We start from the raw sequence: 13,173 nt of genomic DNA on the forward strand, positions 1-13,173 counted from the left end.
GTCGACGCGCGCGGTGAGATCCTGGAACTGAAGAACACCATCAACACGATGGTCGACCAGCTCTCCGCCTTCGCCGACGAGGTCACCCGCGTCGCACGCGAGGTCGGCACCGAAGGGCGCCTCGGAGGGCAGGCCGACGTCAAGGGGGTCTCCGGTACCTGGAAGGACCTCACCGAGTCGGTCAACGTCATGGGCGACAACCTGACCGCGCAGGTGCGCTCCATCGCCGAGGTCACGACGGCCGTCGCCCAAGGCGACCTCACACAGAAGATCCGCGTCGACGCGCGGGGCGAGATCCTGGAACTGAAGGAGACCATCAACACGATGGTCGACCAGCTCTCCGCCTTCGCCGACGAGGTCACCCGCGTCGCGCGCGAGGTCGGCACCGAAGGCAACCTGGGAGGGCAGGCCACCGTCCGGGGGGCCTCGGGTACCTGGAAGGACCTCACCGACAACGTCAACGTGATGGCCTCCAATCTCACGGGCCAGGTCCGCTCGATCGCCGACGTGGCCAATGCCGTGGCGCGCGGTGACCTGTCACGGAAGATCACGGTAGAGGCCAAGGGCGAGGTCGCCGCTCTGGCCGAGGTCATCAACACGATGGTGGACACCTTGTCCGCGTTCGCCGACGAGGTGACCCGTGTCGCACGGGAGGTCGGCACAGAGGGACGGCTTGGCGGTCAGGCCCGCGTGCCGAACGTCGCCGGCACATGGAAGGACCTCACCGACAACGTCAATTCCATGGCGAACAACCTGACCGGGCAGGTACGCAACATCGCCCTGGTCACCACTGCTGTAGCCAACGGTGATCTGTCGAAGAAGATCGACGTTGACGCGCAGGGCGAGATCCTGGAACTGAAGACCACCATCAACACGATGGTCGGCCAGTTGTCGTCCTTCGCCGCTGAGGTCACCCGGGTCGCCCGTGAGGTTGGCAGTGACGGCCGCCTGGGCGGTCAGGCGGAGGTCGAGGGCGTTTCCGGTACCTGGAAGCGTCTTACCGAGAACGTGAACGAGCTGGCCGGAAACCTGACCCGCCAGGTGCGTGCCATCGCGGAAGTCGCCAGTGCCGTCGCGGAGGGAGACCTGACGCGGTCGATCACCGTCGATGCCTCGGGCGAAGTCGCGGAGCTCAAGGACAACATCAACTCCATGGTCGGCTCCCTGCGTGAGACAACGCGCGCCAACCAGGAGCAGGACTGGCTGAAGTCCAATCTCGCCCGCATCTCCGGCCTGATGCAGGGGCACCGGGACCTGGATGTCGTCGGTGAGCTGGTCATGGACGAACTCACCCCGCTGGTGTGCGCCCAGTACGGCGGCTTCTACCTCGCAGAGGAGGCCGCGGAGGGTACGGAACTGAGACTCGTCGGGTCGTACGGGCGCCCGCAAGGCAGCGTCGGCCACCTCCGCTTCAAGCTTGGTGAATCCCTCGTCGGCCAAGCCGCCCGCAGCCGCCGCACCATAGCCGCCGAGGGAGTACCGGGCGACTACGTCAGCATTTCCTCCGGGCTCGGCCGGACAACACCCGGCAGCTTGATCGTCCTGCCGATCGTCGTCGACGATCAGGTCCTCGGCGTCATCGAGCTCGCCTCGTTCACCGCCTTCACCCCGGTCCACCGTGACTTCCTCGAGCAGCTGATGGAAATGGTGGGTGTCAACGTCAACACCATCGTTGCCAACGCCCGTACCGACGAGCTCCTCGGCGAATCGCAGCGGCTCGCCGGTGAATTGCAGTCGCGGTCCGAGGAGCTGCAGGTCCAGCAGGAGGAGCTCCAGCGCTCCAACGCGCAGCTGGAGGAGAAGGCCGCCCTTCTTGCGGCCCAGAACAGCGACATCGAGGGCAAGAACCTGGAGATCGAGCAGGCCCGGCAGGAGCTCGAGGAACGTGCCCAGCAACTCTCCCTCGCGTCCAAGTACAAGTCGGAGTTTCTGGCCAACATGAGCCACGAACTGCGGACTCCGCTCAACAGTCTGCTGATTCTGGCCCAGCTGCTCGCGCAGAACCCGAGCCGCAACCTCACCGCCAAGCAGGTCGAGTACGCAGGCATCATCCACTCAGCGGGATCGGACCTGCTCCAGCTGATCAACGACATTCTCGATCTGTCGAAGGTCGAGGCGGGCAAGATGGACATCCATCCGGAGCGCGTCGCACTGCGGCAGCTTCTCGACTACGTCGAGGCCACGTTCCGGCCGATGACCACGCAGAAGAGCCTCGGTTTCACGATTACCACCGCACCCGGTGTGCCGGTCGAACTGCTCACCGATGATTCCCGGCTCCGGCAGATCCTGCGCAATCTGCTCTCCAACGCGGTGAAGTTCACCGAACACGGAAGCGTGGAGCTGCGCATCGAACCGGCAGCCGCTGGTGAGCTTCCTGACCCCGTCCACCGCGGGGGCGCTGTCGTAGCGTTCCGCGTCAAGGACACAGGCATCGGCATCGCCGAGCAGCAGCTCGAAACCATCTTCGGTGCCTTCCAGCAGGCTGACGGCACGACCAGTCGAAAGTACGGGGGCACGGGGCTGGGGCTGTCCATCAGCCGTGAGATCGCGCATCTGCTCGGCGGAGCGCTCACCGCCGAGAGCACGCACGGCCAGGGAAGTTCCTTCACTCTTTATCTGCCCGTCGCCCGTGCTGACTTCCAGGAGCACCCGACCGACGCCGCGGCCGACACCGATGAGGCTACCGAGGAGTCCGAGGCACTGCGGCGCCCGATGGCTACGAAGGCCGAGCATTCGCGGCAGCCACGCCGCCTGCTCGTGATCGAGGAACGCCCGCGCGGGTTGCTCTCCCTCGTTGCCGAGAGCGCGGTGGCCGAACTGGCGGGTGGTCACGACCTCAGCGTCCAAGGGGACATCGAAGTCATCACGGCAGTGGGTCCGCAGGAAGCCGCTGGTGCTCTCGCCACCGAGCCGTTCCACTGCGTGGTCCTGGAGCTTGACATGGCCAAGGCCGAAGCCTTGCAGTTCCTGGATGCTGTGGACGGCGACCCGGCACTCAAGAACGTTCCTGTTCTCGCGCACAACAACCGCCGCCTCGACGCGGCAGACGAACAGGCGCTTCATTCTCGGGCGCAGGACCGGCCGCTGGAGCTGCTTTCGAGTCTGGACGAGCTGCGTGAACGCATCGCCCTGCACCTGTCGGCCGAGCAGCCCGGCGCCGTGGTGCCACTGATGCGGTCCGAGGAGACCCGTCAGCAGATGTCTCCACTCATCGACGCCGGCTTGCATGGCCGCATCGTGCTCGTCGTCGACGACGACGCCCGCAACCTCTACGCACTCAGTGGCATTCTGGAACTGCACGGCATCCAGGTCCTGCATGCCGAGAACGGTCGCAAGGGTATCGAGGCGCTCAGCGAGCACCCCGGTATCGACTTGATCCTGATGGACGTGATGATGCCCGAAATGGACGGTTACGAAGCGACCGCCCAGATCCGGCAGATGCCTGAGCACGCAGGGATGCCCATCATCGCGGTCACGGCGAAGGCGATGCGGGGCGACCGGGAGAAAAGCCTTGCCTCCGGAGCGAGCGACTACGTCACCAAGCCGGTGGACGCCAACGACCTCATCGCCTGTGTCCGCCGATGGCTGAACGATTGATAGACCAAGTCGGCCTGCACTCTGCCACAGGCATTTCCGTGCCCTTTTCGACGGCATCCCACCGCCCACCCACTGAGGAGTCAGCAGCGCCATGAGCACTCCTGAACATGACGGAGATCGCGCCGCGCACGACGCGCTGCCCACGTCCGGCCGCGACACGGGCGAGGGCTTCTCCGTAGCCTCGGTGATCCACACGGCCGACGCAGCTGCGCTGCTGCTACCCCGACTCACGGGGGGCAGCCCGGAGACCGTTTCCGCGAGCGGGCCGGCTGCAGCGTCCGTGCCCGGGAAGGACTCCCCCGTCGGCCGCCTGGCAGCCGCGGTCGAGCGACTTCGGGGGGAGGTGCGGGCGGCGCACGCAGCAGCCGACGGCCGCGCCCTGATCGAACTCGCCAAGGGCATCTTGGTCGAGCGGCTGCAATGCGGTCCGGCGCAGGCGATGCGCCAGCTCGCCGAGCTCGCCGACCAGGCCGGCGTGTCACAGCTGGAACTGGCCGCGGACGTCATCAACGAAGCCGCCCGTGACCGTGTCGCGCACATCGCAGGCGACTTCGTCCGACGGACGAGCGCCGATGACACAGCCCCAGCAGGGAACGGCTACTCCGACGCGGTGCGGCTGCGCACCGCTGAAAGCGCCGTACTGGCTGCCGGGGACACTCAGGTGGTCGCCGAGTCCCTGCTCGATCACGCCCTCGCCCCGCTGGGGGCCACAGCCGTCGCCGTCTGGGCCGCCGGTACGGACTCCTCACTCACACTCTGCGGCCACGCCGGCTTCGGCTCCGACGAGCCGGCACGCTGGCGATACGTACCGCCGGGAGTAGCGACCCTCGCCCGCCGAGCACTCAGCGAGCGCCGCACCATTCAGGTCTCCTCGCTCGCCGAAGCCAGTGTTCCCTCCATCGGGCACACGCAGACCCCCGACGGCGGCCGCGTCGCTCTTCCCGCAGGAACCGGCGGCCGTATCCACGGGGTACTGGAAATCTGCTGGCCTCAGCCGCTCAGCCCCCAGCCGCCGGCAGTGGTGCGCCAGATCGAAGCCCTGGCAGAACTGTGCGCCCACACCCTCGAGAGCCTCCCCGCTTCGGGTGTCCGTGTTTCGGCAGTGCAGGAACTGGCCGATGTCTCCGAACTGATCAATCTGTCCGACGGGCTTTACGACCCGGCGCTGGTCCTCACCCCCCACCTCGATGCGGAAGGTCACCTCAGCGACTTCCTCATTCGTCACGTGAACAGCGACTTCGTGGATCCGGCCGGGCGCCCCCGCAGCGCCGTCAACGGCACGCTGCTCCTGGAGGCCTATCCCATGGCCGCCGGTACCAGCGAACTCTTCGAGAAGGTTGAGCGTGTCTACGCCACCGGAGAGCCCTTCCGTGCGCGCCGGATGACGCTGACCGCACTCGTGGACCAGGTTCCACTCACCTCCGTCGCCGACCTGAGCATCAGTCGGCACGGCGGCGGCGTACTGCTGATCTGGCGCATAGAGGACGAAACCGCCCGGCTGGCCAGCCTGCTGCAGCACGCGCAGCGCCTCGGCCGTATCGGCGGTTTCGAGGAAAACTTCATGACGGGCGAGATCACCTGGAACGGGCAGCTCTTCGCCCTGTACGGGAGGTCGGCCGCTGAACATCCGGTGTCCCTGCAGGAACTCACCGACTATGCGCACCCGGACGATGCTGTCGCCATCGGCCGATTCCTGCAGGCAGTCCTTCACTACCGTCGGCCGACATCGACGGCCTTTCGTCTGTTGCGTCCCGACGGCGTCACCCGGCACATCCGGGTCATTGCCGAACCCGTCCTGGACGCCAACGACGGGCTCCTCGCGGTACGCGGCGCCTACCAGGACATCTCCTCCCAGCACTGGACCGAGGTGGCGCTCGCCGCCACCCGCGACCAACTCGCGCACACCGAACAAGAATCGGCCGAGCGCAGCCGGTTGGCTCTACAACTGCAGCACGCCATCATGCCGCCCGCCCGAGGCCCGCTCGACGCCCCCGGCCTGCAGATCGCCGTACGCTACCGGCCGGCGGAAACCGAGTCACTGGTGGGCGGTGACTGGTACGACGCTGTCGCCCTTCCGTCAAAGCAGATACTGCTGTGCGTCGGTGATATCGCCGGTCACGGAATCGACGCCGCAACCGGCATGGTAGTTCTGCGCAACGCCATGCGAGGTCTCGCCGTGACCGGCGCAGGACCAGGCCAGCTGCTGTCGTGGCTGAACATGGTGGCGCACCACTTGACCGAACACGTCACCGCGACAGCTGTCTGCGGCATCTTCGATCCGGAGACCCGAGTCCTGCGCTGGGCCCGGGCAGGCCACCTGCCGCCCGTACTGGTACGAGGACAGGAAGCCACCAGCCTGCCACTGCTCGGCGGGCTTCTCCTGGGCGTCCTGGCGGAGGCGGAGTACCAGGAGGCCGAAATCCAACTAGAGCCGCACGACACGCTGCTGATGTACACCGACGGCCTCATCGAACGCAGAGACACAGCTGTCCAGGAGTCCCTCACGCAGCTGCTCACCGTGGCCAAGGCACCGGCCCCCACACTCGAACGCCGACTCGACAGCCTGCTGACCCACACCCGTTCGGACACCGATGATGACACCTGTCTCATCGGTATTCAGGTGACGTGACGATTGCCGCAGCTGTAGGTGGAGCTGACTGGCCGGAACAGGGTTGCTTCCCGCCTGCGGACGCGCACCAATGCCGCTCGCCGTCGGTGGCAGTCACGTCGGCGCTGACCGCGAAGACCTCCTGGCAAGCGGGTGATTTCCCCGCCCCGGCCCCGGCGATGTACACGTCTCGGGGCTGAGGCGACCGATCGCGGGCAGGCGATTCCCAGAAGACAAGCACGCCGCACGTCGATGAAGGAGGCCCACCATGGGAAGCGCATGGGACGACTACCTGGCTCAGGTCCGGGACCGCGGCCAGTACACCACCGCACGGGAAGCAGAACGGGCCACCCGCGCGGTCATGACCGCGCTGGGCGCCCACCTGGTGGGCGCCGAACGCACGGAACTGGCCGACCAGCTCCCCGCCCCGTGCCAGCCGCTGCTCCTTGATCCACTGCCGGCCACCACACCGCTCAGCCCTCCGGACTTCGTGGAGGCTGTCGCCCTGCTCATCGAGGGCGCCACATCCCAGACCGCCCTCTGGGACACCGGCGCGGTCCTCAGCACCCTGGCCGACCTCATCGACCAGGACCTGCTGCGCCGCATCCTCATCCAGCTCCCACCCGGCTACGCGCCACTGTTCGGCCGCACCGAACTCGTCTGACGGCGGGCTCAGTGCACATGCCCGGCGCTTGACCTCACGCTCTGGCCGGGCTGTTCGGTCCGCAACGGTGTCAAGGCGGTTCCCTTTCCCGACTGAAGGGAACCGCCTTGACACCCTGCACATCGGAGATCTGTCGGTCGTTCATGCCGCGGGCCCACTGTGCCGGCCATAGATGGGGCCCCAAGCCCACAGCGCGGTGTTCGGGGCCCCGGAGCGCGCAATCCCCAACCCGTGGGTTTGCACGTTCCCCCAACTCAACGGTGGCCGGTGAACCTTCGGGCCAGGGCACCAGCCCGGCGGAGTGAAGCCTGGCCACACGCTGGCAGGGCGGCCGGCTCCAGGTACCTGTCAGCGTCATGGCTCCCTGCCATGCGGCGCGCGAAAGAATTCCTTCCGTACGGAACGGTGGCAGAGGGGACAGCACCCCAGCAGCCTCCCCCCGACGCTGGAATGCGGGCCCGCCTCCACGGTCCGCACCCCGCCCAGCCTCCCTTCCCGCCATCACGAAGGCCGGGATGGGGCTCCACCTGGGCCGCGTTTTGCAAGATCGCCGTCCTTCGTGATGATTCTCGCGCGGTCGGGGAGACCTGATGGGATCCGGCGAGCCGTGATGAGTCCTGCGGCGTCCGGCGGTCATACTGTCGAACCCGCTCCCGAGGAGGACTCCTGATGCGCAGCGTGACCTATTCGATGAGCGCCTCACTCGACAGCTACATCGTCGGGCCGGACGGCGGCTTCGACTGGACGGTCCCCGACGAGGAGGTCTTTCGCTTCTGGATCGACGAGATTCGACAGGTCGGCGTCCATCTGTTGGGACGAAGGCTGTACGAGACGATGCTGTACTGGGAGACCGCCGACCAGGATCCAACGCTCGACGACTCAATGCGCGAGTGGACCGCGCTCTGGAAACCGCTCCCAAAGGTGGTGTTCTCCACCACGCTGTCGGCGGTGCAGGGCAATGCCCGCCTGGCTTCCGGCGGCCTGGCGGAGGAGATCGAGCGGTTGCGAGCCGAGCCGGGGAAGGGCGACATCGCGATCGGTGGCGCGACTCTCGCCGCCGAGGCGGCCGCGTTGGGTCTGATCGACGAGTACCGGGCCATGGTCTACCCGGTGCTGGTTGGCGGTGGCATTCCGTTCTATCCCCAACGCGAGCGCCGGGTAGATCTCGAACTCGTCGAAACCCGCACCTTCAGCTCAAAAGTCGTCTACCTCCGCTACCGCGTGGCGCGCCAGGCTGCCTTGCTTTAGAAGATGCTGATGTGCAGGGTGGGCCGTCCAGAAGTGTCCCCGGCGGCCATCCCGATCGTGAGGTGGCGGGCAATCCGCCCGATGCTGGTCTCGGCGCGGACTGCCAGTCTGTCGAACCGGGGTGACCACGGCGCGGTTGCGCTTCAGCCGGCTGATGCCGGACTCAACTGCGTGCCGGGCCTTGTAGTCCACACGGTCGGAGGCCAGAGGCCGCCCGCCGGCCGTTCCCCGACGTCCGCTGTGGCTGGCCTGATCGACCGGCTCCGGGATCGTGCAGCGGATCCCGCGCCGACGCAGGTACGCACGGTTCGCGCGTGGTGAATACGCCCTGTCACCTGCACTCGCGGCCCGTATCTGTCCCGCTGCCAGCGGCGGAACAGCCCGCAGAGCGTCTGCCCTGGCCCGTAGTCGGCGGGCAGACTCCCTCGCCCGATACCGGGATCATCACGGCATGAGGCAAGACACCTAGGGGCGGGTCGTCGCACGTGCGGCCTGCGCCTGACGGAAGTCCAGGTACGCCAATGCCATGACGAGAACCGGGACGATCGTGCACATCAGCACCAGGCGAAGGCCGCCCTCCGCCAAGGTGACAACGGCAATTACCACCACGGCGGCGCCGACCACTCCGAAAAACTGCCGATAGGAGCGGAAACCACCTGTAGCCAACGCCGCGTTCGCCTCATCGGGCTCATCATCTGCGAACGCGGCACTCACCGGATCACTCACTCCGTCGCGGCGCGCCTGACGCCAGGCCAGGAACCAGCGGGAAAGCAAGTACAGGGCAGTCACACCGAGGAAGAACCACCACCCGGTGGCGGAGTCGGGCAAGCCGCGAGCCGTAGTCATGGACAGCCTCTACCCCCGCATTCGAAAGAAGCACACGATTCCGGACAGCTGAAGAGCCCGGTATACCTGCAACTTCTGAGGGTGTGCACCGGCGGAGGGCATCTGCCCGACCAGCCGGGTCCAACCCTCCGGGTACGAGGCGCCCGTCGTCGTGCACGTACTTTGTCGCGTGCTGCTCGGGGTCGGTCACTGCCGTCGTTCCCACTGCGGAGGAGGCGGTGGCCGAGTCGGAGTAGGTGTAGGTGTAGGTGTAGGTGTAGGTGAGACCTGTGTCCGCGCCGTTGAAGAAGTACCGCAGCATCGAAGTGACGCGGCTCTCAGCGTCGTAGGCGAAGACCGTGACCCGCCTGTCCGGGGTGGTGATCTTCGTCAGTGTGCTTGAGGAGTCGTAAGCGAACTGCGTCCCCTGTGTCAGTGGTCCCGGCCAGATCCCCGGACGCGTTCAGGCCGAAGACAGCGGTGCGGCCGGTGTGGCCCTTCGCCTGCCACGGCGACGCGTTCGTCTTGACCAGGTCCACCCAGCGGCCCGAGCGGGTCTCGGTAGCTTGAATCCCCTGTGCTCGCCGGTCTCGTCGGGCCTTCGACGGCGCGGCCTCGCTCTTGCTGGGCGGCGGTTTCGTAGCGCCGGTCTTGACTGGCGGCACCGAGAGTTTGCGGTCGTCCTTGAACGGGCCACTTAACGGGGTCCCATGTTTCCGCCTAACAACAGTTGCTACCCTACACACGTTGGGGCAGTTTCGAGAGGTTCGGTGAGCAGCTCGTACTGGCCTCCCGGCGGTCGCCATTCCTGTATTGACGGAGTGACAGTGCCTGTTGGGCATGAGGAACGGGCTGGTCCAGTCACACCCCAGGGCGCAGGGAAGTCCACGAGGTGCTCGGCGGGGCGTGCGGCTCGTGCGAGTTCACGTGCCACAGCGTCATCCTGGCGGGGCAGCAAGGTCGTGGCGCTGCCACTGCGGATCCCCGACAGGTAATGGCGCAGATATGGAGTAAATGCACATTTCATGACCTCGGCATGCCCGTGCTCCGGTAGCCGGAGGACGCACGCGCCATCCCAGGTGGCGCACGGTGAGAAGGAAAAGACATGACGGCCATCTCTGCAAGAAACGGTGCGACGAGGGTGGGGGCCATCACGGAACCCGCCGGCGACCCGGCCCGAAGGGGCGATCTTCCCTGGATCGAGGATGCGGGAAACGTTGCCCCGAAAGATGCACGGGCTGTGTCGAAGTTGTTTTTCGATCGGCTGCAGGTCCTCGAAGAGGGCACGCGCGAGTATCAGTACGCGCGTAACACCCTCATCGAGATGAACCTGACACTGGTGAAGTTCGCGGCACGCCGGTTCCGCACTCGGGGCAGCGGCGAGACCGAAGACATCGTCCAGGTCGGTACGATCGGACTGATCAAGGCCATCGACCGCTTCGACCTGTCCCGAGAGGTCGAGTTCGCCACCTTCGCCATCCCCTACATCGTCGGCGAGATCAAGCGGTTCTTCCGAGACACCAGCTGGTCCGTTCACGTGCCGCGCCGACTGCAGGAACTGCGGGTGGATCTCGCAAGGGCCAAGGAAGACCTTGCTGCCGCCCTGGACCACGCCGCCACCGTCAAGGAGCTCGCTGAGCGGCTTGGGCTGAGCGAGGAAGAGGTCATCGAGGGCATGGTGGCCTCCAACGGATACACCGCCGGCTCGCTCGACATGCCCAACGACCTCGGCGACGGGGTCCGCACCATGGCGGACACGCTGGGTGAACCCGACGCCGCGATGGAAATCGTGGAGGACCTTCATGCCCTGGCTCCCCTGCTCGCCCGCCTTGAGGACCGGGAGCGAAGGATTGTCGAGATGCGCTACGGCCGCGAGATGACTCAGGCACAGATCGGCAACGCACTCGGCATCTCCCAGATGCAAGTCTCCCGGCTGCTCAGCCGCATCCTGGCCAAGCTCCGGGCTGGCATGATCACCGACCACTGAGACGGCCATGACCATCCCTTGTTCTTTCGCAGGCGGCTGAACTACGAACGAACAAGGGATGGCCCGCCCGGGACCGGTCAGCCTCCGACGTGGATGCCGGGGCGTCGCTCGGGGTCGGATTCATACTTGCGGATGATCTCGCGGGTAACCGGAGCGGTGTCGCCGCGGCCGAGCAGAAAGTAACGGAACATGTGCGTGAGGGGGCTGCCCTCGGCCCAGGCGAAGTAGCAGTGCGGCTGAACACTTGTGGCGTCCCGCAGGGCGAGCAGGATCGCCGCGATGGCGTTCGGCGCGGCCGGGGCTTCGGCGCGCAGGATTCGATAGCCGTCGACTTCGACACCGCGGACGGTGAGCGTTTCGCTGAAGTCGGAGGGGTCGACGACGTCGATTTCCAGGAACAGGACGTCGGCGGGGCCGGGTACCGGGTTGGTGCCGCGCTGTTCGCGCTCCTTGTCGGTGTACTCCTCCAGGTCGCCGGCCTGGCGGCGGTTGGCGATGATGTTGATGGCGTTGTCGTGGGTGAGGGTGTCGGTGATGAACCGGCGGGCGGCGGGGTCGAAGACGATGCGGTCGGCGCGCAGTTCGGTGGTGCGCGAAACGCGGGAGATCAGTGACACGGCGATGGTGCCGGCGATGAACATGCTGGAGATGGTGATGCCGTCGGGCTTGTCGACGATGTTGTACACCAAGGCGTAGAGCAGGATCACGGTGAGCAGAGCGAAGCCTGTGGCGGTCGCGCGGCGGCGGCGTACGGCCGAGACTGTGACGGCGAATGCGCCGGAGACCATCATGGCCAGGATGCCGGTGGCGTAGGCACCGGCCTGGGCATCGACGTCGGCGTCGAACGCGATGGTGATGACGATGCCCAGGGCCGTGTAGACGAGCACGACGGGGCGTACCGCGCGACCCCACTCGGGGGCCATGCCGTAGTCGGGCAGGTAGCGGGGCACGATGTTGACCAGCCCTGCCATGGCGGATGCGCCCGCGAACCACAGGATCAGAATGGTGCTGATGTCGTAGGCGGTGCCGAAGGCTTCGCCAACGTGTTCGTGGGCCAGCCAGGCCAGCGCGCGCCCGTTGGCCGCTCCGCCGGGCTCGAACTCCTCGTGAGGGATGAGGACGGTGGTGACGAAGCTGGCGGCCAGCAGGTAGACGCTCATGATGAGCGCGGCGGTGGTGAGCAGCCTACGGGTGTTGCGGATACGCGAGCGCAGCCGCTGTTCGGGGGTCTGCCCGTCGGCGGCGACGAGCGGCATCATGCTCACGCCGGTTTCGAATCCGGACAGGCCGAGCACCAGGAGTGGGAACGCCAGCAGGGCAGGCACCATGAGATCCCCGAATCCGGCTCCGCTCTCGACGAGCGCGTCCGTCCACGCGGACCATGCCCCCGGAGTGGTGAGTACATGTGTCTCACCGACAGCGATGATCACCGCGTTGAGGACCAGGAAGACTGCGACCAGGGGGATGGCCACCTTGACCGCTTCGCTGAACCCGAGGAGGAATACCCCCCCCCGAGCACCAGCAGCAACGCGACCGTCAGGGCGACCTCGTGGCCGTGCAGGGCTGCGGGGAAGAAGGGGTTCTCCACTACGTGCACGGAAGCGTCCGCGGTGGACAGGGTGATGGTGATGATCCACGACGTGGCCACGAAGCCGAGGAGGACCAGCACGAACAGCTTGCCCCACCAAAACGGCATCAGGTCTTCCAGCATGGCCACCGACCCAGCCCCGTTCGGGCTCTCCCGGGTCACCCGTCGATACATCGGCAGCATGCCAAAGAGGGTGAGCGCCACGATTAGCAGCGTCGCCAACGGGGAAACCGCGCCGGCCGCCAGCGCGGCGATCGCCGGCACGTAAGCCAGGCTGGAGAAATAGTCCACCCCCGTCAGGCACATCACCTTCCACCAGGGATGCGACTCCGTGTGCCCCTCGCCTGCCGCCGGCCCCACCGGCTGCACCCGATGGCGCAACAACCACCGCGCGAGGCTTCCAGTTGGCTGGGCCCGGCGAGCAGGACTGTCCACCTCTTCCGGCACAGCCGACTGCATCGAGTCCTTCATATGTCCCCCATCAGCCTTTCCGCCTGCTCAACGCACCAGTCGTGCTCAGAGCAACTCCGCCAACCAGCGGGCGTGCAACCACACGGCAGTGCCAGCCCCTCTGAGGCCGTCACGCAGTGAGCGTGAGCTGTACGCGCCCCCGCCTTGTCCCCGTGCTCTGTTTCGCACGCTCCGGACGTAAGTCG

At 66.6% G+C, this 13,173-nt stretch carries 7 protein-coding genes and 1 pseudogene; 5 read left to right on the forward strand and 3 right to left on the reverse strand.

Features of this window, described 5'->3' with window-relative positions; genetic code table 11:
• The 4 genes from ACFWSK_RS24280 to ACFWSK_RS24295 all read left to right on the forward strand — a co-directional run.
• Nucleotides 1-3,597 (forward strand): HAMP domain-containing protein (locus tag ACFWSK_RS24280; RefSeq protein WP_383789893.1); only part of this gene is annotated, 3,597 nt, incomplete at its 5' end.
• 91 nt (nt 3,598-3,688) lie between these two features.
• Nucleotides 3,689-6,226, forward strand: a complete 2,538-nt coding sequence (locus tag ACFWSK_RS24285; RefSeq protein WP_383789896.1) for a SpoIIE family protein phosphatase — start codon at nt 3,689-3,691, stop codon at nt 6,224-6,226.
• Between the two features lie 247 nt (nt 6,227-6,473).
• Entirely contained in the window at nt 6,474-6,869 is a 396-nt protein-coding gene (locus ACFWSK_RS24290) for a DUF2267 domain-containing protein (protein ID WP_383789899.1), read from the forward strand.
• A 669-nt stretch (nt 6,870-7,538) separates the two neighbouring features.
• On the forward strand, nt 7,539-8,117 hold the full coding sequence (locus ACFWSK_RS24295) for a dihydrofolate reductase family protein (protein WP_383789902.1): 579 nt from the start codon (nt 7,539-7,541) through the stop codon (nt 8,115-8,117).
• A gap of 465 nt (nt 8,118-8,582) precedes the next feature.
• On the opposite strand, the gene ACFWSK_RS24300 is transcribed toward ACFWSK_RS24295, so the two are convergent.
• On the reverse strand, nt 8,583-8,945 hold the full coding sequence (locus ACFWSK_RS24300) for a hypothetical protein (protein ID WP_383789905.1): 363 nt from the start codon (nt 8,943-8,945) through the stop codon (nt 8,583-8,585).
• Nucleotides 8,836-9,393 carry an RHS repeat domain-containing protein gene (locus tag ACFWSK_RS24305; RefSeq protein WP_383790094.1) on the reverse strand — a complete coding sequence of 186 codons (558 nt, stop codon included), beginning with the start codon at nt 9,391-9,393 and terminating at the stop codon, nt 8,836-8,838. The genes ACFWSK_RS24300 and ACFWSK_RS24305 overlap by 110 nt, the downstream gene beginning before the upstream one ends.
• Nucleotides 9,394-10,047: 654 nt before the next feature.
• On the opposite strand from ACFWSK_RS24305, the gene ACFWSK_RS24310 reads away from it, so the two are divergent.
• Nucleotides 10,048-10,929 (forward strand): SigB/SigF/SigG family RNA polymerase sigma factor, encoded by an 882-nt coding sequence (locus ACFWSK_RS24310; RefSeq protein WP_383789908.1) that lies wholly within the window; start codon nt 10,048-10,050, stop codon nt 10,927-10,929.
• A gap of 77 nt (nt 10,930-11,006) precedes the next feature.
• On the opposite strand, the pseudogene ACFWSK_RS24315 reads toward ACFWSK_RS24310, so the two are convergent.
• Nucleotides 11,007-12,976 (reverse strand): annotated as a pseudogene (locus ACFWSK_RS24315) (amino acid transporter).
• Nucleotides 12,977-13,173: the final 197 nt, after the last annotated feature.

This window comes from Streptomyces sp. NPDC058620, assembly GCF_042717135.1.
Lineage (GTDB): Bacteria > Actinomycetota > Actinomycetes > Streptomycetales > Streptomycetaceae > Streptomyces.

What these genes read in the sequence shown, in the direction of transcription:
- ACFWSK_RS24285 (WP_383789896.1), top strand. Translation starts at nt 3,689, where the DNA reads ATGAGCACTCCTGAACATGACGGAGATCGCGCCGCGCACGACGCGCTG.
- ACFWSK_RS24290 (WP_383789899.1), top strand. Translation starts at nt 6,474, where the DNA reads ATGGGAAGCGCATGGGACGACTACCTGGCTCAGGTCCGGGACCGCGGC.
- ACFWSK_RS24295 (WP_383789902.1), top strand. Translation starts at nt 7,539, where the DNA reads ATGCGCAGCGTGACCTATTCGATGAGCGCCTCACTCGACAGCTACATC.
- ACFWSK_RS24310 (WP_383789908.1), top strand. Translation starts at nt 10,048, where the DNA reads ATGACGGCCATCTCTGCAAGAAACGGTGCGACGAGGGTGGGGGCCATC.